Genomic DNA, 20,303 nt, shown 5'->3' on the forward strand with positions numbered 1-20,303 from the left:
CCATTCGGCGGGGCCGGGGGCAGGCGACTGCCCCCGGTTATCAGCCGAGCGCCAGGTCGACCGCCGCGAGCGCATGAAGGCTGGTCGTATCGAACAACGGCACCGCGCTGTCCGACTGGTCCACCAGCAGCATGATTTCGGTGCAGCCCAGCACGATCGCCTGGGCGCCGCGTTCGACGAGCCGCGCGATCACCTCGCGATAGATCTGGCGCGAAACTGGCTCGAACTTACCCGCGACCAATTCCTCATAGATCACGCGATGGACATCGCGCCGATCCGCGTCGCTGGGGATAAGCACCTCGAGCCCCGCCGCGGCGAGCCGGTCGCGATAGAACGGCCTTTCCATCGTGAAGGCGGTACCGAGCAGTCCGACGCGCTTCAGCCCCGCTTTGACGATGGCCGCCGATGTCTGATCGACGACATGGAGCAAGGGAATATCGATTTCGGCTGCCATGGCGTCGGCCATCAGATGCATCGTGTTGCTGCAGATCAGGACGAAATCGGCGCCACCGGCCTGAATGCGTTTTGCGACATCCACCATTTGGACGGTTAGCGAGGACCAATCGCCATCGTGCTGAAGTCGTTCGATTTCGCCGAAATCGAGCGAGTGCATCAGGATCTTGGCCGAATGCGAACCCCCGAGCCGGTCGCGAACGGCGCGATTGATGATCGCATAATATTGTGCCGAGCTTTCCCAGCTCATGCCGCCGATCAGGCCAATCGTCTTCATCGTGCCGCTATCGCTTTTTCTCATGACGAAACCAAGGCGCGCGCACGATCGTTACGCAAGCGAAGAGGTTCGAAAACGATCATGCTGACAGACAATTTCCTGCGCGGCCGCCGTCGCCGCGAGTTGAGTGATGACGAAAAGGAGGCAATCGAGAGCGTCCTGACCGCGCCGGTGACGCTGCCGCGGCGCAAGGTGGTGACTAGCCGGGGCGATGTCGTCACGCGGTCGACCTTTCTCATCTCGGGGTTCATGTGCCGCTATATGGACGGGTCGGACGGCCACCGGCAGCTCGTCAGCATCCAGACGCCGGGCGATTTCGTCGATCTGCATGGTTATCCGCTGCAACGGCTCGATCACGATATCGCGACGTTGAGCGAGTGCACCGTCGCCTATGCGCCGCACGACAAGCTGACGCAGATCATCGAGCGCCTGCCACATCTGGGACGCGTGTTGTGGTTCTCGACCCTGCTCGATGCCGCCATGCATCGCGAATGGATTTTCCGGCTGGGCCGGCTCGACGCTGTGGGCCGCGTCGCGCACATGTTGTGCGAAACCTATACGCGGCTCGATGCGGTCGGGCTGGTCGAGGATAACGCTTTCGCCTGGCCATTGACCCAGCAGGACCTCGGCGAGGCATGCGGACTGACCTCGGTCCACGTCAATCGCACTCTACGCGTGCTGCGTGAGGCGGGCATGGTCGAGGTATCGGATCGCATCGTCACGATGCTGGATTTCGATCGCCTCGCCTCGACCGGCGAATTTCAGTCCGACTACCTCTATTTCGACAATCATACCCGCACACCATAAGCGCGCGACCGGGCATGGCGTCAGTGCGCGGCGGCGATCACCGATTTGACCGCCGCTGCCCAGCCATCGAGCCGGGTCTGCCGGGCGTCGGCGGCCAAAGCGGAATGAAAAGCGTCCAGTTTGCCGCGCATGGCTGACGCCGCCTTCAGATCCTTGAACAAGCCGATGCCGACGCCCGCCAGCATCGCCGCGCCGAGCGCGGTGGTTTCGGCGAAGACCGGCCGCTCCACCTCGACCTCGAGCATGTCGGCGAGATCCTGCGCGATCCAATCATTGGCGACCATGCCGCCGTCGATCCTGAGCGTCGTCCAGTCGGCGCCATCGGCGGCGAAGGCTGTCTTCAGGTCGTTGGCCTGGTGCGCCATCGCCTCCAGTGCGGCGCGGACGATGTGCGCGCGCGTGGCGGTGAAGCTGAGCCCCGACATGCAGCCGCGCGCCTCTGCTTCCCACCATGGTGCGCCCAGGCCCGACAGCGCGGGGACCAGATAGACTCCGGCATTGTCCGGGACCGACCGCGCCAACGCCTCGGTTTCGTCGGCGGCGGCGATCAGCTTGAGCGAATCGCGCAGCCACTGGATCAGACTGCCGGCGACGAACACCGATCCTTCCAGCGCGTAAGCGCGGCGGCCGCCGAGTTGCCAAGCCACCGTCGCGAGCAGCCGATTCTTCGATGTCGGCTGATGCGCGCCATATTGCGTCAGCACGAACGCGCCGGTGCCGAACGTCGCCTTGGTGTCGCCCGGCGTCAGGCAGGCCTGGCCGATCGTCGCCGCCTGCTGATCGCCGGCCATGCCGCAGATCGGAATCGGCGCGCCGAACAGGCTCGTGGTTCCATAATTGCCCGCGCAATCGACGATTTCTGGAAGCGCCTGGCGCGGCGCGTCGAACAGCTCGATCAGCCCGTCGTCCCAATGCCCGCTGCCGATCGCCATCAGCGCCGTGCGGCTGGCATTGGTCGCATCGGTGATGTGCAGCCCGCCTCGGCCCTTGGTCGCGGTCAGTTTCCACACCAGCCACGAATCGATCGTGCCGACCGCCAGTCGGTCGCCCGCGGCCTTGAGCTGCGGCCAATTGGCCATCGCCCAGCCGATCTTGGATCCCGAGAAATAGGGGTCGAGCAGCAACCCGGTGCGGGCCTGGACCGTCGGCTCGTGCCCGGCCTCCTTGAGCTCGCGGCACCATGACGCCGTGCGCCGGTCCTGCCAGACGATCGCCCGCGCCAGTGGTTCGCCGGTCTGTTTGTCCCAGAACACCACCGTCTCGCGCTGGTTGGTGATGCCGATCGCCGCTACCGCCTCGGCTCCGCCCGCCAGCTCGACCATTTTCCGTGCGCAGGCGAAGGTCCGATCCCAGATTTCGGCCGCATCGTGCTCGACCAGTCCGGGGGAGGGGTAATGCTGCGTCAGGTCGGCCGATTCGCTGCCCAGGCATTGGCCGTCGGGCGCGAACAGCATCGCACGGGTGGAAGTGGTGCCTTCGTCGATGATCAGCAGCTTCTCGCTCATCTCCTGACGCTAGCCGGGATTACTTTGCCCGCCAATGGCGCTACGGAAGCGCTATGAGTAATGGCGAGAGCGGCACGGGGGCGAGTTTGTCGGCGACGGTTGGGGGCGCCGCTGCCGTTGCGCCGAGCGCGCCCGAGACGCCGGCGTCGACCGACGATAGTCCGCCGCCGGTAATCGACCCCAGGCGCGATCGCCTGCTCGCTGCGCTGACGCTGATCGCTGGCGTCGGGCTGGTGATCGGCCTGCCGTTCGCGCTCAAGGCCGGCGCCGAATTCTTCCTGCCGATCACGATCGCTTTGGTCATCTCGATCGCGCTGATCCCGGTGCTCGAATGGCTCGAGCGGCGGCGGCTGCCGTCCTGGCTCGCGGCGCTGATCTGCGTGCTGACGTTCCTGGCCGCGGCGAACGTGGCGCTGGCTGCGATCGTCGTCCCGGCGATCGAGTTCTTCCGCCGCTTGCCCGAGCGGATCGACCGGATCCAGGCCAATCTGGCGCCGGTGCTCGATCTCTATGCGAGCCTCGAAAAATACATCAACAAGGCGGCGGCGCATATCGCCACCATTCCCAAGGTCCGCGCCACGACCTCGGTGTCGCCGCCGAGTTCGCTGCTCGATCTCATCGCCACCTCCGCGCCGACCGCACTGGTGCAGATATTCTTCGGGGTGCTGGTGGTGTTCTTCTTCCTCGCCGGTTGGACGCGGACGCGGCGCCGGACGATCACCAGCCGCGCGAGCTTCGGCGGCGCGATGGCGACCGCGCGCGTGATCCAGGACGTGGTCGACGACGTCTCCGCTTATCTCGGCACGATCACCGCGATCAACATCGTGCTCGGGCTGATCGTCTCGGGCGCCTTGTGGCTGATCGGCATGCCCTATCCGCTGATGTGGGGCGGCATCGTCACCTTGCTCAATTATATTCCCTATTTCGGGCCGATCGTCGCGGCGTTGCTACTCGCGGTCGGCGGGTTGATGACCTTTCCCGACATCTGGGTGGCGCTGATGCCTGCCGGCATCATGATCGGTTGCCACTTGCTCGAGGCCAATGCGGTCACGCCGTTCATCGTCGGTCATCGCCTGACGATCAGCCCGGTGCTGATCCTGATCTCGTTGAGCTTCTGGAGCTGGGTGTGGGGAACGCCGGGCGCGTTGCTCGCGGTGCCGCTCTTGATCATCATGCAGACCGTGATCGGAGCAGCGGGCAAGCCCGACATCGCCGGTTTCCTGTTCGAGCACGGCACCTTGGTCAGCGAGCGCAAGCGCGGCCGCTGGGGCGTGCGACAAAACTGATTTGACCGCTGTTGACACTGGGGGGCCGCTCGCTTAGTGGCCGCGCCTCACGCTTCCAAGCGGGTGTAGCTCAGTTGGTTAGAGCGCCGGCCTGTCACGCCGGAGGTCGCGGGTTCGAGCCCCGTCACTCGCGCCATTTTCGGCGTGGACTTCTCGAGATGAATGATCGTCGCGGACGTCAGCGCCAGCGCCCGGTTTCCATCCAGCGCAGCATGCGCCGCATCGGCAGCAGCCAGAGCCACACGATTCCGGTCACGATGTAGAACAGCAGTTGCGCCAGTGCCGGCCAGTGCCCAACCCAGGGCGACAGACTGACCACCGCGATGCACCAGATCGCGATCAGCACCAGGATGGCGAGCATGCCCACCGGCTTTTGCCAGCGCGGTGTCGGCGGCGGGTTCATCGTGTAATCAATCCTTGTTCGGTAATGACGGCGTGCAGTGGCATGTCCCATGGATCGACCGGCAAGTCCTCGACCAATTGGACGCTCCACGCGACACCGACGCGCCATGCGTCGGGAAAGCGCGCGAACGCGCCGTCATAATAGCCTGCTCCTTGGCCGAGTCGATCGAGCTTTGCGTCGAACGCGAGCATCGGGGTCAGGATGATGTCGGGGCGCAATTCGGCAGCCAGCGCCGAGGGCTGGCTGAGGCCGAACGGGCCGGCCTCCAGCGCGGCCTCGGTTTCCCAAGCCAGGAAGCGCATCGGTTCGCTGCGCACCGTGACATGGGGGAGGGCAAGAACGCATCCCGCCTCGACCGCGGCGCGCGCGAGCGGCGAGGGATCGGCTTCGCTGCCGATCGGGACATAGGAAGTGACGGTCAGACCGCGATCGAGCCGCGCGTGGAAGGCGTCCGGTACCGCGATCGGCGACGGCTTGCCGGCGACGAAGGCGTCGCGCGCGGCGCGGAGGCGCGCCCGCAATGCCTGTTTGTTGCTGATTGTCATGATCCGATGGAGTGGCGGGACCACCGTAGACCGTTTGCCGGGTTATCCTCTGACGCACGGTACGTCAGGTGGGGGCCATATGCGTCGGACCAGGATCCGGACAGGGACAGCCCCCATGGATGATGAATAGCCTCAGGGATAATAAAGGCTCGTATCGGGCAGTACCCGCCGGCCATGAATCTAGGCGCTCGGTGCCGGTTTCTCAAGGGTCTCGGCAAGCGCTTCGAGACGATCGGCGAGGCGGTTGAGAAAAGCGGGGCTAGGGCCGCCATCCGCCGAGGGGCGGTTTTCCGCCTGATCGAGGCTGTCGGCGAGCATCAGCGCGATCAGCAGCATGGTGCGCTCGGCGTTGAGACCACCCGAGGCGCGGTTGGCCATCGCCCAGCGCTGGTCAAGCATTTCTCCCAATCGACGAAGCTGGGCTTCCTCGCCATCGCGGCAAGCGACGTTGTGGCGGCGGTCGCCGATCGTCAGCGTGACCTCAGCCATTTCGCGCGCCCAGCGCATCGAGCGCGGCGATCGCTTCGCCGACGCGGGCGCGCAGCGATTCGTGTCGTGTCTTCAGGTCCTGCGCGCTCCTGTCGCGCGCCGCGACGGCGCGTTCGATGCGGGCGAGCGCGGCGTCGATCCGATCGGTCGGGGAAGCGTCTGCCATCGGGGGGAGATAGCACGGCGGGGGGGCGCGACAAGATCGTTTCGCCGCGCAAAGGGCTCGGGCTCGCCGCCAGCGATCGCCTCAAGCCAATGCGTCGCACCGCGACGAGCTAGTCGATGACGTTGTGATCGGCGCCATTGCGGCCGATCCGGGAGCAAATACGCGGCCCTGACGGTTGACGCGCCGCCCCGGCATCCCCAAAGGCAGCCGCGACCGACCGGCCCCATTCGCGCGTGCCGGCATCAGCAGCTCAAGGAGCGAAACAACATGGCGGTGAAGGTTGCGATCAACGGGTTCGGACGGATTGGGCGTCTGGTAGCGCGCGCGATGCTCGCGCAAGGCGATACCGGTCTCGACCTGGTGGCGATCAACGATCTGGGCGACGCCAAGGCCAATGCCTGGCTGTTCAAGCGCGACTCGGTCCACGGCAAATGGCCCGGCGAAGTTCATGCCGAAGGCCAGGACATGGTGATCGACGGCAAGCGCATCCGCGTCACCGCCGAGCGCGATCCGGGCAATTTGCCGCACAAGGAACTGGGCGTCGACCTGGTGCTCGAATGCACCGGCTTCTTCACCGATCGTGACGCTTGCCAGAAGCATATCGATGCCGGCGCCAAGAAGGTGCTGATCTCGGCGCCCGGCAAGAATGTCGACCTGACCGTCGTCTATGGCGTCAATCACGACAAGCTGACCGCCGACCACAATATCGTGTCGAACGCGTCGTGCACGACCAATTGTCTGGCGCCGGTCGCCAAGGTGCTCAATGACGAATTCGGCATCGAGCGCGGCCTGATGACCACGGTTCACGCTTATACCAACGATCAGAAGATCCTCGATCAGATCCATTCCGACCTGCGCCGTGCGCGGGCGGCGGCGATGTCGATGATCCCGACCACCACGGGCGCCGCCCGCGCGGTCGCTGAGGTGCTGCCCGAATTGAAGGGCAAGCTCGACGGCTCGGCGATCCGCGTACCTGTTCCCGACGTGTCGCTGATCGACCTGACCTTCACGCCGAAGCGCGACGTGACCAAGGAAGAGATCAACGCCGCGCTGAAGGCAGCGTCGCAAGGCAAGCTCAAGGGCGTGCTCGATTACACCGACGAGCCGCTCGTCTCGATCGACCTGATGGGCTCGCCCGCTTCGTCGACCGTCGACAGCCTCGAAACCGCGGTGCTCGAAGGCAAGCTGGTTCGCGTTCTCAGCTGGTACGACAATGAATGGGGCTTCTCGAACCGCATGGTCGACACTGCCAAGGCGATGGCGGCGTTGATCTGAGAAATCAGCGTTATGCCAGCGAAAGCTGGCATCTCGTGGTAGGAAATACGGCCAGAGACCCCAGCTTTCGCTGGGGTGACGGAGGTATAAATGGCGCGCAACTTCAAGACGCTTGACGACATGGGTGGCATCGCGGGCAAGCGTGTGCTGGTCCGCGAGGATCTCAACGTGCCAATGGCCGACGGCCAGGTCACCGACGATACCCGGCTGCGCGCCGCGGTGCCGACCGTTGCCGAGCTCGCCGACAAGGGCGCCAAGGTCCTGATCCTCGCGCATTTCGGGCGGCCCAAGGGCCAGCGTAATCCCGGGATGAGTCTGGCGCTCGTCACCCGCCCGTTCGAGCAAGTGCTCGGCCGGCCGGTGCGCTTCATCGACGACGAGGGCGCGGCCGAGGCGATCGCGACGCTCAAAGACGGCGATGTTGCGATCCTCGAGAATACGCGCTTCGATCCAGGCGAGGAAAAGAACGCGCCCGAGACGATCGAGCGGCTGGCCGCGCTCGGCGATTATTACGTCAACGACGCCTTCTCCGCCGCACACCGCGCGCACGCCTCGACCGAAGGGCTGGCGCACCGGTTGCCGTCATTCGCGGGCCGACAGATGGAAGCCGAGCTCGACGCGCTCGACAAGGCACTGGGCGATCCCGAGCATCCGGTCGCAGCCGTGGTCGGCGGGGCCAAGGTTTCGAGCAAGCTCGACGTGCTCAAGCATCTGGTCACCAAAGTCGATCATCTGATCATCGGCGGCGGCATGGCCAATACGTTTCTCGCCGCGCGCGGCGTCGATGTCGGCAAGAGCCTGGCCGAGCATGATCTGACTGGCACGGCGGAAGAGATTTTCGACGCGGCTGAGACCGCCGGTTGCACGATCCATCTGCCCTATGACGTGGTGGTCGCGAAGGAGTTCAGGCCGAACCCTGAAACGCGCACGGTCAACGTCCATGAAGTCGCGAGCGACGAGATGATTCTCGACATCGGTCCGGCGGCGACCGAGGCGCTGGGCGATGTACTCAAGAATTGCCGCACGCTGGTGTGGAACGGCCCGCTCGGCGCGTTCGAAACACCACCATTCGACGTGGCGACGATGACGCTGGCGAAGACGGTAGCGGCGCTGACGCGTGAAGGCTCGCTGGTGTCGGTAGCCGGCGGCGGCGATACCGTCGCCGCGCTCAACCAGGCGGGTGTCGCCGGCGACATGACCTTTGTGTCGACCGCGGGCGGGGCCTTCCTCGAATGGATGGAAGGCAAGGAACTTCCGGGTGTTAAGGCGTTAAGCTCCTAACGCTCGACAAGTAGCGGGTTGACGACGGCGTCCAGGCTCCGCGCGGTGAAGGCGGCGGCTTTCTCATAGCGGACGCGGCCGTGGCGATCGATCACATAGCTCATCGGCACCGCCGAAACCGCGATGTCGGCGCCCGCGACCCAGGTCGCCTGGGGGTAGGGGATCGAAGTCGCCGTCGCCTGACCCTTGCCGTTGGCGCCTGGATCGACCGAAATGCCTATCACGACCAGGCCCTGCGACAGATGCTGGCGATAATAGCGGGCGAGGAGAGGGATCTCGGTCCGGCATGGCACGCACCAGCTCGCCCAATAATTGATCACAACGACGCGCCCACGCAGGTCGCCGAGCGTCAAGCGCTGCCCACCGGTCAGCGTCATCGCGCCGGGCAAGCCGGGTGCTCCGGCGATCGCAGGCGTCGCCAGCGCGGCGGCCGTGAACAGCGTGGATATCTGCCGGAACAGGCGCATGTTAGGTCGTGGGCGCAGGCTCGCGCAGCAGCGGCACGAGGAGTTGGTTCAGCATATCGAGATCGAAAGCGCCGGCCTTGGCGTAGCGCACGCGGCCGTCGCGCCCGATCACGATATTGGTCGGGACGCCGTTGCCTATCACGTCATACGGTCCCTTGACCTTGCGGACCGGCTGGATGTGCATAACCGAGAACAACTGCTTGAGCTGATAGGCGGGTAGCGAATCCTCGGTCGTCACCGCGAATACGCGGAGCCCCGCCTCCTTGCGCTGGTTGTAATAAGCATCAAGTGTCGGCAATTCGGTGCGGCACGGCACGCACCACGTCGCCCAGAAATTGAGCACGACGACCTTCCCGCGGAGCTCGTCGCGCGTGACCTTGGTCCCGTCGATCAAGGTAAGCGTGAAATCGGGCGCGGGGTCGCCGACCTTCATTTTTTCGCCCGCGGCAACCGGCATGCCGATTGTCGCAGTGGCGAGCGCCGCCGCCGTGACGATCATCCTCGCTGTGCTTGCGATCCGCCCCATAACTACCCCCTTGTCGACCCGATACCAACGTGAGCGCGCCGCCGCAGCAGGTCAATTGGGCGAAAGCTCCAAAAAGGAGACATTGTTTGGGCGCATCAGGACGGCTTTGGACGGGTGGAAGGCATCTAACCGGTTACAGCGATCATCGGCCCATTGCGGAGCCGCCGGACGCTGTCTAACAGCCGCCACACATACGTATGCACAGACGGGAAACGACCATGCAGACCGCTGAAATGACCGCCAAGATTGCCACCGGACACGGCTTCATCGCCGCGCTCGACCAGAGCGGCGGGTCGACCCCCAAGGCGCTCAAAGGCTATGGCATCGAGGAAGGCGCGTGGTCGAGCGATGAAGAGATGTTCGATCTGATCCACCAGATGCGCGTGCGGATCATCACCGCGCCGGCCTTTGCCAGCGGAAAGGTGATCGCCGCGATCCTGTTCGAGCGCACCATGGATGGCCAGGCCAATGGCAAGCCGGTGCCCCAGGCGCTCCACGATATTGGCGTCGTGCCGTTCATCAAGATCGACAAGGGCCTGGAGGCGGAGGTCAATGGCGTCCAGCTGATGAAGCCGATGCCGGGGCTTGACGCTTTGCTCGAGCGTGCGCGCGGGCTCGGCATGTTCGGGACCAAGGAGCGGTCGGTCGTCAATCTCGCCAACCGCGAAGGCATTGCCGCGATCGTCGCACAGCAGTTCGAGATCGCGCGGCAAGTGCTGAGCCACGGCCTGATGCCGATCATCGAGCCCGAGGTGAACATCAAGAGCCCGGAGCGTGCGGAGGCCGATGCGATCCTGCTCGAGGAGATTCTCAAGGCGCTCGACGCCATGCCGGGCGACGACAAGGTAATGCTCAAGCTGTCGCTGCCCGCCGAACCCGGCCTGTTCCTGCCGTTGGTCGAGCATCAGCGGGTGCTGCACGTTGTCGCGCTGTCGGGCGGGTATAACCGGACCGATGCCTGCGCCGAGCTGGCGAAGAATCGGGGCATTATCGCGAGCTTCAGCCGCGCGCTGCTCGAGGATTTGCGTCACCAGATGAGCGACGAGGAATTCGACCGCGCGCTGGCCGAGGCGATCGACGAGATTTACGACGCATCGGTCGACAAAGTCGCGGCCTAATCGCCTTCGCCGAGGATCTCGGCGAGACGATCGAGCCGTTTTTCGAGCATCGACCGCCGCTCGCGCGCCCAGCGTTCGACCGGCGTCAGGCCGTCCGGCACCAAAGATGCCGTCCGCACGCGCCCGACCTTTTCGGTGCGCACCACGCCGCATTGCTCGAGCACCTGCAAATGCTGGGCGATCGCGGTTACCGTGACGCTCAATGGCTCGGCGAGCCGAGAGACCGATGCCGGCCCTTCCGCCAGGCGATCGACGATCGCGCGGCGGGTCGGGTCCCCCAGAGCCTGGAACAATCGGTCGAGATCGGGCGTCACCCGCTCAGCCTTCGATCACCTCGCCCAATTTGTCGAGCAGGACGCGCCAGCCATGCTCGCGCATCACCGGGCCGTCGGCATTTTCGAAGAAGGCTACCTGATTGGTGCAGACCAGATCGGTGCCCTCGCCATTGGGGATGAGCTCGAACGTCGTCAGCGACACCGACATCGGCGCCCCGCCGATCGCCATCATGCCGGTCGTGACGATCCGGCTGCCTGGGACGATCGCCTGGAAAATGCTGTCGTCGGTTAGCGACACGCCGGGAAAGGGGCTGTTGTCGCCAAATCTGTAGCCGAGATGTTGCGCCCCGCCGGGGCGGAAGTCGCTCCCGAAGGCGACGAGTTCGGATTGATCGTTCGCTGCATACCATTGGCGCTTGATGGCAGGATCGCTGAGCGCTTCGAACACCCTCGCGGGGTCCGCCTTGTAGCTGCGCTCGATCGTGAAGGTGGCGTGAGTGACATGTCCGTCCGGCATAACTCGCTCCTTTAGTGAAGTCGTTGCTTCAATATTCGCCTGCCGATAATTAGTCAAGTCATGACTTCACTATTGTCGCATTGACGCAGCATGGCCGAGGGAGAAAAGGGCGCAGCGCGGTAAGCGCCGCCTCAGTCGGGAGGATTGCCATGGTCGAGCGAGTCGGAGAGCAAAATCCGGGCTGGAGCGCCGTCGACGCCTTTATCGCGGATCGTCTGCTCGGCGACGACCCCGCGCTTTCGGCGGCGCTCGCGGCCAATGCTGCCGGCGGATTGCCGGACATCGATGTGTCGCCCGCGCAGGGCCGGATGCTCCATCTGTTCGCGCGGATGGCGGGCGCGCGGCGCATTCTCGAAATCGGCACGCTCGGCGGCTATTCGACGATCGAATTGGCGCGGGCGCTGCCCGCGGATGGCAAGCTGATCTCGCTGGAGATCGATCCGCATCATGCGGACGTTGCGCGCAATAACGTTGCCAAAGCTGGGCTCGGCGACCGTGTCGATATCCGCACCGGTCCGGCGCTCGACTCGCTCCAGGCGATGATCGCGGCCAACGAGGCTCCGTTCGATTTCGTGTTCATCGATGCCGACAAGCAGAACAACCCCGCTTATGTCCGCGCCGCGCTCGCCATGTCGCGCCCCGGCACCACGATCGTGGTCGACAACGTGATCCGCGAGGGCGGGGTGCTCGATGCGGCGAGCGGCGACGAGCGCATCCAGGGAACGCGCAGACTGTTCGAGGAGGTCGGTCGCGAACCGCGACTGACCGCGACCGCGGTGCAGACGGTCGGCATCAAGAAATGGGACGGCTTCCTGATCGCGGTGGTCGATTGAAACTGAGAAGGGGAGTGGTTGCCGGTCGGAAGGACACGGCTTAGGGGCGGCGGATGGACACTGAAGACCCGCTCGGCCCGCTCGATCCGAATTTCGCCACCTCGTTCAAACGTGATGTGCGACGGCCGCCTTGCCAGCTCTATCTGATTTCGCCGCTCGACGTCGGCGGCGCGTTTCCGGACCGCCTGGCGCGCGCGCTTGATGCCGGGCCGGTGGCGGCGTTCCAGTTTCGCGTGAAAGACGTCGACCAGCACGAGGCTGCCAGGCTGGCTGAGCCGCTCCAGCGCATCTGCGCCGATCGCGAGGTCGCGTTCATCGTCAATGACAGCGTCTCGCTGGCCAAGCGGTTGGGCGCTGATGGCGTCCATCTCGGCCAGGAAGATGGCGATCCGCGCGAGGCGCGGTCGGTGCTCGGCCCGGATGTCCAGATCGGCGTGACGTGCCACGACAGCCGGCATTTGGCGATGGAAGCGGGGGATGCGGGTGCGGACTATGTCGCGTTCGGTGCCTTCTATCCGACCCCGACCAAGGACGTGAAGCATCGGCCCGAACCGGTGATCCTCAGCTGGTGGTCGGCCCTGTTCGAATTGCCCTGCGTCGCGATCGGCGGGATCACCCCCGAAAACGCCGCGCCGCTGGTGGCGGCGGGCGCCGATTTCCTCGCGGTATCGAGCGCGATATGGAGCGAAGACGAGGCGGCGGCGGTGCGCGCGTTCGGCGCGGTGCTTGCCGGATCGGGGCCGGCTGGCTAAAGGCGCGGTTTCGCTCTTTCCAGCAGGTACATCGCATGAAGATCAGTGGCGTGGACATTCGTCCCGGCAATATCATCGAATATGAAGGCGGCATCTGGCGCGCCGTCAAGATTCAGCACACCCAGCCCGGCAAGGGTGGGGCGTATATGCAGGTCGAGCTGAAGAACCTGCGCGATGGCCGCAAGAACAATGTCCGCTTCCGTTCGGCCGAGACCGTCGAGCGCGTCCGTCTCGATACGAAGGACTTCCAGTTCCTGTTCGCCGAGGGCGACAGCCTGGTGTTCATGGATAAGGACACCTACGAGCAGACCACCTTGCCGCGCGACCTGCTGGGCGACGCCGCCGCGTTCCTGCAGGACGGCATGGACGTGGTGATGGAACTGCACGACGACGATCCGATCAGCGTCCAGCTGCCCGACACGATCGAGGCGACGATCGTCGAGGCCGATGCGGTGGTGAAGGGCCAGACCGCATCGTCGAGCTACAAGCCGGCGATCCTCGACAACGGCGTCCGCATCATGGTCCCGCCGCATATTGCCGCGGGGACGCGGATCGTTGTCGATGTGTATGAGCAGACCTACGTTCGCCGGGCGGACTGATATTGTAAGCCCTCTCCCGCTTGCGGGAGAGGGTTGGGTGAGGGTCTTCTTCCTTCTTCAGTCCTGACGTCGAAGAAAGAAGACCCTCACCCTCCCACCGCCTCCGGCGGCGGGCCCCTCCCTCTCCCGCAAGCGGGAGAGGAGTGATTTTGGAGCGATAGATTGCCTTCCCATTCCGGCATTTTCACCGTCATCGAGCGCGCCGCGCGCAAGGCGGCGCCGCGTCTGCGTCGCGACTTCAACGAGGTCCAGCACCTCCAGGTCAGCCGCAAGGGGCCGGCCGATTTCGTGTCGATGGCCGACAAGCGCGCCGAGGAGACATTGGTCGAGGAACTGCGCAGGGCGCGGCCTGACTGGTCGATCCTGGCCGAGGAAGGCGGCGAGATCGCCGGCGATCCGAACAAGCCGCGCTTCATCATCGATCCACTCGACGGCACCTCGAACTTCCTCCACGGCATCCCGCATTTCGCGATCTCGATCGCGGTCGAGGAGCCGATGGCGAACGGCAAGCGTGAGATCACGACCGCTCTGGTCTATCAGCCGCTGACCGACGAGAGCTTCTGGGCGGAAAAGGGCAAGGGCGCCTGGCTGCAGGATGCCCGGTTGCGCGTCTCGTCGCGACGCGATCTGCCCGACGCGCTGATCGCGACCGGCATCCCATTCCTGGGCCATGGCAATTTCGCGCAGTGGAGCCGCATCTTCGGCGCGGTGGCGCCCGAAGTCGCCGGCATTCGCCGGCTCGGCTCGGCCGCGCTCGATCTCGCCTGGGTCGCGGCGGGACGGTTCGACGGGTTCTGGGAATCCGACCTGCAGCCCTGGGACGTCGCGGCGGGCGTGTTGCTGGTCAAGGAAGCCGGCGGCTTCGTCACCGATTTCCGCGGTGGTGACCGCACGATGGAGCGCAACGAGTTCCTCGCCGGCAATGACGTGCTTCATTCCAAACTGCACAAGCTGGTCGCCGGCGCCTTGCGCTGATGCGCTGGCCGGCGATCCTGCTGTTCGCGGCAGCCGCGCCGGTCACTGCTCGCACCGATTGTTTCGGTTCCATTATGAGTATCTCGGCAAATTACATAACCTGACCTTAACGACAGCGGGACTATGCGAGCGCATGGTTTCGACGCCCTCTTCGACGTCCAGGGACGACGTATTCCTGAAGACGCGGATCGAGGCGATCTATTCGATCGCGGTGGCGATGATCGGCATGGACCTGCTCGGCTCGACGATGATGGCCGGCCTTTTCTGGCAGCAGGGCAATACGATTTGGCTGCTGATCTGGGTGCTCGCCAGCGTGGTCGTCATCGGGGCGCGAACCGCCGCGACCATGGCCTATAAATCGGGCCGTTTTGCCAATGTCCCCAGTCGGCACTGGGCGAGGTCGCTCACCGTGTTCTCCGCGGCATCGGGACTGCTATGGGGTGGCGCGCTGGGACTGATCGTCGCGACCGGCACCGATAGTGAGGTCATGTTCGCGGTTTGCGTTGCGCTGAGCGGCCTGACGCTGTCGATCGCGCATGTCGCTTATTGGCCGATGTACGCCGCATTCGAGATACCGGTGATGGTCGCCGCGGCGCTGGGATTCGTCGCCGGCGATCGGCCCGGCCATTGGCCGCTGGCCGGCGCCGCCACGGTGATGACGGTCGTGCTGCTCAGCGTCAGCCGCCGGCTCGCGGGACAAGTACTCCACGCGCATCGCCTAGCAGCCGCCAACCAGGCGCTGGTCGAATCGCTCGGCGCGCGCGGCAAGGCGCTCGAACAGGCGTGCGACGCGCTCGAACGCGTCAGCCGCACCGATCCACTGACCGGTCTGGCCAATCGCCGTCAGCGCGACAGCCGGCTCGCCGACGAATGGGAGCGGGCGCTGCGGTCCGGCGGGCCGCTGGCGGTCGTCGCGATCGACGTCGATCACTTCAAGTGCTTCAACGACGCGCACGGCCATAGCGAAGGCGATCGCTGCCTGAAGGCGGTTGCCGAGATGCTCCAGGCGGGCCTTCGCGGCCCGATCGACCTCGCCGCGCGCCATGGCGGTGAGGAATTCATGCTGATCCTGCCTGGGGTCGATCGCGCCGGTGCCGCTTCGATCGCCGAACGCGTCCGCGTGATGGTCGCGACGTGCAGCGACGATCCCGGCTTCGCGCTGCCCGAAAAGGTCACGATCAGCCTTGGCGTCGCGGCGATCCATCCGGCGCCCGGCCGCTCAATCCACGAACTGACCATCGCCGCCGACGCCGCACTGTATCGCGCGAAAATGGCCGGACGAAACCGTTACGAGCTCGCCGCGGCCGACAGCGTCGCCGCCGCCGCCTAATCTCCCGCTAATTGCGAATCATTCTCACGGGTTCGAGGCCTTGCCCGACTCTAGGTGCCGTCCTAGAGACGCCGCAACGTTTCGCACCTGCGAGAGACAATAGTGGTCGATCTGTCACAATATCTGCCGATCCTGCTGTTCCTCGGCGTCGCGATCGCGCTGTCCAGCGCGTTCGTGTTCCTGCCGATGATCGCGTCCCGTTTTACCGGCACGCACCAGCCGAATCCGGAAAAGCTCAGCGAGTATGAATGCGGCTTCCCCGCGTTCGAGGACCCGCGCAGCCAGTTCGACGTCCGGTTCTACCTGATCGCCATCCTGTTCATCGTGTTCGATCTGGAAGCGGCGTTCATTTACCCCTGGGCAGTGAGCGTGTTCTCGCTCGGCTGGACCGCGTGGATCAGCATGATGATCTTCATCGCCGAACTCGCGCTTGGCCTTGTCTATGCCTGGAAGAAGGGAGCGTTGGATTGGGAATGACCCCTTCGATTATCGGACATTCGGGCCCGGTCGAGCTGCCGATGAGCACCAGCGGTCAGGCGGTCATTCCGCCCGACCAGGGTTTCTTCGACGGCCTGAACGGCGAGCTGCAGGACAAGGGCTTCCTCGTCGTCGGCGCCGAAGAGCTGTTCCAATGGGCGCGCACCGGCTCGCTGTGGTGGATGACGTTCGGCCTGGCGTGCTGCGCGGTCGAGATGATCCACGTCAACATGCCGCGCTACGACCTCGAGCGCTTCGGCGCCGCGCCGCGCGCGAGCCCGCGTCAGTCGGACGTGATGATCGTCGCCGGTACCTTGTGCAACAAGATGGCCCCGGCGTTGCGTAAGGTCTACGACCAGATGTCGGAGCCCAAATACGTCATCTCGATGGGCAGCTGCGCCAATGGCGGTGGCTATTATCATTATAGCTACAGCGTCGTGCGCGGTTGCGACCGCATCGTGCCGGTCGACATCTATGTGCCTGGCTGCCCGCCGACCGCCGAGGCCTTGCTCTACGGCATCATGCAGCTGCAGCGGAAGATCCGCCGCGCCGGCACGATCGAGCGGTGAGGGGCTGACGTGAAGTCTTCCGCTCCCGCTTATGCGCCCAATGATGGCGTGATCGACGCGGCCGAGAAAACGCTCGGCGGCCGTATACTGTCGAGCCTCGAAGCCGCGTACGAAGTATCGTTCACCGTCGATCGCGACAGCCTGGTCGAGACGATGACCCTGCTGCGCGACACGCCCGGCCTCGAATATCAGCAGCTGATGGAGATCGCCGGGGTCGACTATCCCGACCGGCCCGACCGGTTCGAGGTGGTCTATTGCCTGCTCTCGCTGACTCGCAACCACCGCATTCGCGTCCATGTCCAGACCGACGAGGTCAAGCCGGTCCCGTCGGTGACGGGAATCTGGCCGGTCGCCGGCTGGCTCGAGCGCGAAGTCTACGACATGTACGGCGTGCTGTTCGAGGGCAATCCCGACCTGCGCCGCATCCTGACCGACTATGGTTTCGTTGGTCATCCGCAGCGCAAGGACTTCCCGCTGACCGGTTATGTCGAGCTGCGCTATTCGGAAGAGTCCAAACGCGTCGTCTATGAGCCGGTCAAGCTGGCGCAGGATTTTCGCACGTTCGATTTCATGAGCCCGTGGGAAGGCGCCGAGTATATCCTGCCGGGTGACGAGAAGGCGGCCGCTGCGCCACCTCCGCCACCTCCAGCGCCTCCGCCGCCACCTCCTGCACCGACCGCTGTCCCTGCGCAGCCCAAGGTCAGCGAGAGCACTGCCGACACCGGTGCCGGAAAGGCTGAAGCCGACGCCAAGCCCAAGTCTGCAGCCAAGCCGCGTGCGAAGAAGGCTGACGTCGCCGCCGCGCCCGAGGCCGCCAAGGCGCCGTCGACCCGCAAGGTCGCCGCCAAGCCGCGCGTGAAGCCGGATGCGCCGACCGCCGACGCGCCGGCCAAGCCGAGCCGCGCCAAGAAGAAGCCGGAGCCGAACAATGGTTGATCAGCTCGACAAGATGCTGGGCAAGACCGACGCCGAGGACCCGACGGTCGGCGACGTCACGATCCAGAATTACACGATCAATTTCGGGCCGCAGCACCCGGCGGCGCACGGTGTGTTGCGCCTGGTGATGGAGCTCGACGGCGAGATCATCGAGCGCGTCGATCCGCATATCGGTCTGCTCCATCGCGGCACCGAAAAGCTGATCGAGTACAAGACCTACGCTCAGGCGCTGCCCTATTTCGACCGGCTCGACTATTGCTCGCCGCTGTGCATGGAGCACAGTTTCGTGCTCGCGGCGGAAAAGCTGCTCGACCTCGAAGTGCCGATCAGGGCGCAATATCTGCGCGTGCTCTTCGCCGAATTGACCCGCATTTCCAACCACATGCTCAACCTCGGGTCGCATGTGATGGATGTAGGCGCGATGACGCCGAACCTGTGGCTGTTCGAGATCCGCGAGGATTGCCTCAATTTCTTCGAGCGTGCCTCGGGCGCGCGGATGCACTCCAACTATTTCCGCGTCGGCGGCGTCCATCAGGACGTGCCGCTCAAGCTGCTGACCGATATCGCCGACTGGCTCGACACGCGCCTGCCGCGCTTGTTCGAGGATGCGATCAGCCTGGTCGCCGACAACCGCATCTTCAAGCAGCGCAACGTCGATATCGCCGTCGTCAGCCGCGAGGATGCGGTGCGCTGGGGCTTCTCCGGTCCGATGATCCGCGGCTCGGGCATTCCTTGGGATTTGCGCAAGTCGCAGCCCTATGACGCCTATGCCAAGATGGACTTCGACGTTCCTGTCGGCACGCGCGGCGACTGCTACGACCGCTTCATGGTGCGCGTCGAAGAGGTCCGCCAATCGGCGCGGATCATGAAGCAGTGCCTGAACGAAATGCCGAACGGCCCGATCGCCAGTGACGACCGCAAGGTGGTACCGCCCAAGCGCGCCGAGATGAAGCAGTCGATGGAAGCGCTGATCCATCACTTCAAGCTGTTCACCGAAGGCTATCGCGTCCCCGCCGGCGACGTTTACGTCGCGACCGAAAGCCCCAAGGGCGAGTTCGGCGTGTACCTGGTCGCCGACGGATCGAACAAGCCGTACCGCTGCAAGATCCGCCCGACCGCGTTCAGCCATTTGCAGGCGATGGACTTCATGTCGAAGGGCCACATGCTCGCCGACACCACCGCGATCCTGGGCGCACTCGATATCGTGTTCGGGGAGTGCGACCGGTGAGAGCGGCTCTGATCCTAGGTCTCGCGTTGGCGCCTGCGACTGCGTGGGCTAGCCCCGATACCGATACCGCAAAAGCGTTCATCAAATCGGTGAAGCAGGGCGACGATCTCGTCTCTGGCTATCCCGGGGTCGTGAGCGAGCGCGAAGCCGCGTCGCTGGCCCGCGTACGAACGTGCGACGCAACGGGCCTGAGGAAGCAGCCGGCCGGCGACTATACCGTCGTCTGGGTATGCGGTGGCGGCGCGTTGGGTATGCGCTTGACGATCAGCGGCGGTAAGGTCGCACACGTCGAAACATTTGAGGTCGTTGCGCGACCGACTACAGGCTCCTGAAATGGCTGACGCACCCCAAACCCCCGACGAGGCAGAAACCCGCGCGCGCTGGGGCGATTTCGCGTGGACGGCGGAAAACGCCGCCAAGGCGAAGGAAATCATCGGCCGCTATCCGCCGGGCCGCGAGCAATCGGCGTCACTGCCGCTGCTCGATCTCGCCCAGCGCCAGGTCGGCGCCGACACCAAGACCCAGGGTTGGCTCCCGGTCCCGGTGATCGAGTTTGTCGCGCGCGAGATCGGCGTGCCTTACATGCGCGTCTACGAAGTCGCGACCTTCTACACGATGTTCAACATGGCGCCGGTCGGGCGCTATCACGTCCAGGTCTGCGGCACGACGCCGTGCATGCTGGCGGGCTCGGACGACGTGCTCAAGGCGTGCAAGGCGAAGGGGATGACCAAGGGTCACACCACCGCCGATGGGCTTTTCACGTTGAGCGAAGTCGAATGCCTGGGCGTTTGCGCCAACGCGCCGATGGTCCAGATCAACGACGACAATTACGAGGACCTCGATTACGACCGCACGATCGCGGTGCTCGAGGCGCTGGCCAAGGGCGAACAGCCGCAGGTCGGGTCGCAGATCGGCCGCCGTGCCAGCTGCCCCGAAGGCGGGCCGACCACGCTCAAGGAAATGGTCAGCGAGAACCACGATTACCGGGGGCAATGGTGATGCGCGGTAACGTCAATCCGATCATCGCCGTCTTCGCCATCATCGGCGCGCTGGTGATCCTGGGCCTAGTGCTGCGCGTCGCGTTCGCGCTGATCGGGCTCGCGCTCGTCGTCGGCGCGGTGCTGGTGATCTTCTATTTCGTCCAGAATGCCATGGGGAAAAGGCCGTGACCCTATCCGTCATGCCAGCGAAAGCTGGCATCTCGTGCGGCATGC

General features: G+C 64.9%; 26 protein-coding genes and 1 tRNA gene. 17 read left to right on the top strand and 10 right to left on the bottom strand.

The window, feature by feature from the left end; translation table 11 throughout:
- Positions 1-40 precede the first annotated feature (40 nt).
- Positions 41-730, bottom strand: a complete 690-nt coding sequence (locus tag AC1DQQ_RS06800) for an aspartate/glutamate racemase family protein (protein ID WP_478041760.1) — start codon at positions 728-730, stop codon at positions 41-43.
- A gap of 81 nt (positions 731-811) precedes the next feature.
- Here AC1DQQ_RS06800 and AC1DQQ_RS06805 point away from each other — a divergent pair, with 81 nt between their 5' ends.
- Positions 812-1,537 carry a Crp/Fnr family transcriptional regulator gene (locus tag AC1DQQ_RS06805; RefSeq protein WP_478029281.1) on the top strand — a complete coding sequence of 242 codons (726 nt, stop codon included), beginning with the start codon at positions 812-814 and terminating at the stop codon, positions 1,535-1,537.
- Between the two features lie 20 nt (positions 1,538-1,557).
- Here AC1DQQ_RS06805 and AC1DQQ_RS06810 read toward each other — a convergent pair whose 3' ends face one another.
- On the bottom strand, positions 1,558-3,042 hold the full coding sequence (locus AC1DQQ_RS06810) for a glycerol kinase (RefSeq protein ID WP_478044677.1): 1,485 nt from the start codon (positions 3,040-3,042) through the stop codon (positions 1,558-1,560).
- Between the two features lie 53 nt (positions 3,043-3,095).
- Between AC1DQQ_RS06810 and AC1DQQ_RS06815 the strand changes: the two genes are divergently transcribed.
- Both AC1DQQ_RS06815 and AC1DQQ_RS06820 read left to right on the top strand, forming a co-directional pair.
- Positions 3,096-4,328 (top strand): AI-2E family transporter, encoded by a 1,233-nt coding sequence (locus AC1DQQ_RS06815; RefSeq protein WP_478044679.1) that lies wholly within the window; start codon positions 3,096-3,098, stop codon positions 4,326-4,328.
- A gap of 59 nt (positions 4,329-4,387) precedes the next feature.
- Positions 4,388-4,464: transfer RNA gene (locus AC1DQQ_RS06820), tRNA-Asp, on the top strand.
- Positions 4,465-4,506: 42 nt separating this feature from the next.
- Here the strand turns inward: AC1DQQ_RS06820 and AC1DQQ_RS06825 are convergent.
- From AC1DQQ_RS06825 to AC1DQQ_RS06840, 4 genes are all read right to left on the bottom strand, one after another.
- Positions 4,507-4,731, bottom strand: a complete 225-nt coding sequence (locus tag AC1DQQ_RS06825; RefSeq protein WP_478044680.1) for a DUF2842 domain-containing protein — start codon at positions 4,729-4,731, stop codon at positions 4,507-4,509.
- Positions 4,728-5,276 carry a 5-formyltetrahydrofolate cyclo-ligase gene (locus AC1DQQ_RS06830; RefSeq protein WP_478044681.1) on the bottom strand — a complete coding sequence of 183 codons (549 nt, stop codon included), beginning with the start codon at positions 5,274-5,276 and terminating at the stop codon, positions 4,728-4,730. The genes AC1DQQ_RS06825 and AC1DQQ_RS06830 overlap by 4 nt, the downstream gene beginning before the upstream one ends.
- 180 nt (positions 5,277-5,456) lie before the next feature.
- Positions 5,457-5,765 carry a cell division protein ZapA gene (locus AC1DQQ_RS06835; RefSeq protein WP_478041753.1) on the bottom strand — a complete coding sequence of 103 codons (309 nt, stop codon included), beginning with the start codon at positions 5,763-5,765 and terminating at the stop codon, positions 5,457-5,459.
- Positions 5,758-5,931 (bottom strand): hypothetical protein, encoded by a 174-nt coding sequence (locus AC1DQQ_RS06840; protein WP_169804179.1) that lies wholly within the window; start codon positions 5,929-5,931, stop codon positions 5,758-5,760. The genes AC1DQQ_RS06835 and AC1DQQ_RS06840 overlap by 8 nt, the downstream gene beginning before the upstream one ends.
- 267 nt (positions 5,932-6,198) lie before the next feature.
- Here AC1DQQ_RS06840 and gap point away from each other — a divergent pair, with 267 nt between their 5' ends.
- Positions 6,199-7,206, top strand: coding sequence for a type I glyceraldehyde-3-phosphate dehydrogenase (gene gap, locus AC1DQQ_RS06845; protein ID WP_478044682.1), 1,008 nt, complete (start codon positions 6,199-6,201; stop codon positions 7,204-7,206).
- Between the two features lie 90 nt (positions 7,207-7,296).
- A complete protein-coding gene (locus AC1DQQ_RS06850) occupies positions 7,297-8,487 on the top strand; it encodes a phosphoglycerate kinase (RefSeq protein WP_478044683.1) in 1,191 nt (396 codons plus the stop codon).
- Here the strand turns inward: AC1DQQ_RS06850 and AC1DQQ_RS06855 are convergent.
- Positions 8,484-8,954 (bottom strand): TlpA disulfide reductase family protein, encoded by a 471-nt coding sequence (locus AC1DQQ_RS06855; RefSeq protein WP_478029271.1) that lies wholly within the window; start codon positions 8,952-8,954, stop codon positions 8,484-8,486. The genes AC1DQQ_RS06850 and AC1DQQ_RS06855 overlap by 4 nt on opposite strands.
- Position 8,955: 1 nt before the next feature.
- Positions 8,956-9,480 (bottom strand): TlpA family protein disulfide reductase, encoded by a 525-nt coding sequence (locus AC1DQQ_RS06860; protein WP_478044684.1) that lies wholly within the window; start codon positions 9,478-9,480, stop codon positions 8,956-8,958.
- Positions 9,481-9,698: 218 nt separating this feature from the next.
- On the opposite strand from AC1DQQ_RS06860, the gene AC1DQQ_RS06865 reads away from it, so the two are divergent.
- Complete coding sequence (locus AC1DQQ_RS06865) at positions 9,699-10,598, top strand: fructose bisphosphate aldolase (RefSeq protein ID WP_478029269.1); 900 nt, start codon at positions 9,699-9,701, stop codon at positions 10,596-10,598.
- Here AC1DQQ_RS06865 and AC1DQQ_RS06870 read toward each other — a convergent pair.
- A complete protein-coding gene (locus AC1DQQ_RS06870; RefSeq protein ID WP_478029268.1) occupies positions 10,595-10,912 on the bottom strand; it encodes an ArsR/SmtB family transcription factor in 318 nt (105 codons plus the stop codon). The genes AC1DQQ_RS06865 and AC1DQQ_RS06870 overlap by 4 nt on opposite strands.
- Positions 10,913-10,916: 4 nt before the next feature.
- Positions 10,917-11,390, bottom strand: coding sequence for an SRPBCC domain-containing protein (locus AC1DQQ_RS06875; RefSeq protein ID WP_478041749.1), 474 nt, complete (start codon positions 11,388-11,390; stop codon positions 10,917-10,919).
- A gap of 149 nt (positions 11,391-11,539) precedes the next feature.
- Between AC1DQQ_RS06875 and AC1DQQ_RS06880 the strand changes: the two genes are divergently transcribed.
- The 11 genes from AC1DQQ_RS06880 to AC1DQQ_RS06930 all read left to right on the top strand — a co-directional run bounded on the left by AC1DQQ_RS06880 (position 11,540) and on the right by AC1DQQ_RS06930 (position 20,258).
- The gene (locus tag AC1DQQ_RS06880) at positions 11,540-12,223 is read left to right on the top strand and encodes an O-methyltransferase (RefSeq protein ID WP_478029266.1); all 684 of its coding nucleotides are present in this window, start codon (positions 11,540-11,542) and stop codon (positions 12,221-12,223) included.
- Between the two features lie 53 nt (positions 12,224-12,276).
- A complete protein-coding gene (gene thiE, locus AC1DQQ_RS06885) occupies positions 12,277-12,975 on the top strand; it encodes a thiamine phosphate synthase (RefSeq protein ID WP_478041748.1) in 699 nt (232 codons plus the stop codon).
- Positions 12,976-13,010: 35 nt separating this feature from the next.
- The gene (gene efp / locus AC1DQQ_RS06890; protein ID WP_478029264.1) at positions 13,011-13,574 is read left to right on the top strand and encodes an elongation factor P; all 564 of its coding nucleotides are present in this window, start codon (positions 13,011-13,013) and stop codon (positions 13,572-13,574) included.
- A gap of 162 nt (positions 13,575-13,736) precedes the next feature.
- The gene (locus AC1DQQ_RS06895; protein ID WP_478029263.1) at positions 13,737-14,549 is read left to right on the top strand and encodes an inositol monophosphatase family protein; all 813 of its coding nucleotides are present in this window, start codon (positions 13,737-13,739) and stop codon (positions 14,547-14,549) included.
- Between the two features lie 133 nt (positions 14,550-14,682).
- A complete protein-coding gene (locus AC1DQQ_RS06900; RefSeq protein ID WP_478041747.1) occupies positions 14,683-15,879 on the top strand; it encodes a GGDEF domain-containing protein in 1,197 nt (398 codons plus the stop codon).
- Positions 15,880-15,981: 102 nt separating this feature from the next.
- Positions 15,982-16,356 (top strand): NADH-quinone oxidoreductase subunit A, encoded by a 375-nt coding sequence (locus AC1DQQ_RS06905; RefSeq protein ID WP_066804807.1) that lies wholly within the window; start codon positions 15,982-15,984, stop codon positions 16,354-16,356.
- A 41-nt stretch (positions 16,357-16,397) separates the two neighbouring features.
- The gene (locus AC1DQQ_RS06910; protein WP_478029531.1) at positions 16,398-16,925 is read left to right on the top strand and encodes a NuoB/complex I 20 kDa subunit family protein; all 528 of its coding nucleotides are present in this window, start codon (positions 16,398-16,400) and stop codon (positions 16,923-16,925) included.
- Between the two features lie 9 nt (positions 16,926-16,934).
- Complete coding sequence (locus tag AC1DQQ_RS06915) at positions 16,935-17,861, top strand: NADH-quinone oxidoreductase subunit C (protein WP_478041746.1); 927 nt, start codon at positions 16,935-16,937, stop codon at positions 17,859-17,861.
- The gene (locus AC1DQQ_RS06920) at positions 17,854-19,089 is read left to right on the top strand and encodes an NADH-quinone oxidoreductase subunit D (protein WP_478044685.1); all 1,236 of its coding nucleotides are present in this window, start codon (positions 17,854-17,856) and stop codon (positions 19,087-19,089) included. The genes AC1DQQ_RS06915 and AC1DQQ_RS06920 overlap by 8 nt, the downstream gene beginning before the upstream one ends.
- Positions 19,090-19,422: 333 nt before the next feature.
- Entirely contained in the window at positions 19,423-20,088 is a 666-nt protein-coding gene (locus AC1DQQ_RS06925) for a complex I 24 kDa subunit family protein (protein WP_478044686.1), read from the top strand.
- A complete protein-coding gene (locus tag AC1DQQ_RS06930; RefSeq protein WP_157082223.1) occupies positions 20,088-20,258 on the top strand; it encodes a hypothetical protein in 171 nt (56 codons plus the stop codon). Before AC1DQQ_RS06925 ends, AC1DQQ_RS06930 begins: the two co-directional genes overlap by 1 nt.
- Positions 20,259-20,303: the final 45 nt, after the last annotated feature.

Source organism: Sphingomonas sp. P4_G3, assembly GCF_056401105.1.

Bases quoted from the DNA above. Each gene is read 5' to 3' on its own strand.
- efp (WP_478029264.1), top strand. From the start codon at position 13,011: ATGAAGATCAGTGGCGTGGACATTCGTCCCGGCAATATCATCGAATAT.
- gap (WP_478044682.1), top strand. From the start codon at position 6,199: ATGGCGGTGAAGGTTGCGATCAACGGGTTCGGACGGATTGGGCGTCTG.
- AC1DQQ_RS06865 (WP_478029269.1), top strand. From the start codon at position 9,699: ATGCAGACCGCTGAAATGACCGCCAAGATTGCCACCGGACACGGCTTC.
- AC1DQQ_RS06930 (WP_157082223.1), top strand. From the start codon at position 20,088: ATGCGCGGTAACGTCAATCCGATCATCGCCGTCTTCGCCATCATCGGC.
- AC1DQQ_RS06840 (WP_169804179.1), bottom strand. From the start codon at position 5,931: ATGGCAGACGCTTCCCCGACCGATCGGATCGACGCCGCGCTCGCCCGC.
- AC1DQQ_RS06875 (WP_478041749.1), bottom strand. From the start codon at position 11,390: ATGCCGGACGGACATGTCACTCACGCCACCTTCACGATCGAGCGCAGC.
- AC1DQQ_RS06910 (WP_478029531.1), top strand. From the start codon at position 16,398: ATGAGCACCAGCGGTCAGGCGGTCATTCCGCCCGACCAGGGTTTCTTC.
- thiE (WP_478041748.1), top strand. From the start codon at position 12,277: ATGGACACTGAAGACCCGCTCGGCCCGCTCGATCCGAATTTCGCCACC.
- AC1DQQ_RS06855 (WP_478029271.1), bottom strand. From the start codon at position 8,954: ATGCGCCTGTTCCGGCAGATATCCACGCTGTTCACGGCCGCCGCGCTG.
- AC1DQQ_RS06900 (WP_478041747.1), top strand. From the start codon at position 14,683: ATGGTTTCGACGCCCTCTTCGACGTCCAGGGACGACGTATTCCTGAAG.
- AC1DQQ_RS06805 (WP_478029281.1), top strand. From the start codon at position 812: ATGCTGACAGACAATTTCCTGCGCGGCCGCCGTCGCCGCGAGTTGAGT.
- AC1DQQ_RS06800 (WP_478041760.1), bottom strand. From the start codon at position 730: ATGAAGACGATTGGCCTGATCGGCGGCATGAGCTGGGAAAGCTCGGCA.
- AC1DQQ_RS06920 (WP_478044685.1), top strand. From the start codon at position 17,854: ATGGTTGATCAGCTCGACAAGATGCTGGGCAAGACCGACGCCGAGGAC.
- AC1DQQ_RS06830 (WP_478044681.1), bottom strand. From the start codon at position 5,276: ATGACAATCAGCAACAAACAGGCATTGCGGGCGCGCCTCCGCGCCGCG.
- AC1DQQ_RS06835 (WP_478041753.1), bottom strand. From the start codon at position 5,765: ATGGCTGAGGTCACGCTGACGATCGGCGACCGCCGCCACAACGTCGCT.
- AC1DQQ_RS06825 (WP_478044680.1), bottom strand. From the start codon at position 4,731: ATGAACCCGCCGCCGACACCGCGCTGGCAAAAGCCGGTGGGCATGCTC.
- AC1DQQ_RS06850 (WP_478044683.1), top strand. From the start codon at position 7,297: ATGGCGCGCAACTTCAAGACGCTTGACGACATGGGTGGCATCGCGGGC.
- AC1DQQ_RS06815 (WP_478044679.1), top strand. From the start codon at position 3,096: ATGAGTAATGGCGAGAGCGGCACGGGGGCGAGTTTGTCGGCGACGGTT.
- AC1DQQ_RS06810 (WP_478044677.1), bottom strand. From the start codon at position 3,042: ATGAGCGAGAAGCTGCTGATCATCGACGAAGGCACCACTTCCACCCGT.
- AC1DQQ_RS06860 (WP_478044684.1), bottom strand. From the start codon at position 9,480: ATGGGGCGGATCGCAAGCACAGCGAGGATGATCGTCACGGCGGCGGCG.
- AC1DQQ_RS06880 (WP_478029266.1), top strand. From the start codon at position 11,540: ATGGTCGAGCGAGTCGGAGAGCAAAATCCGGGCTGGAGCGCCGTCGAC.
- AC1DQQ_RS06925 (WP_478044686.1), top strand. From the start codon at position 19,423: ATGGCTGACGCACCCCAAACCCCCGACGAGGCAGAAACCCGCGCGCGC.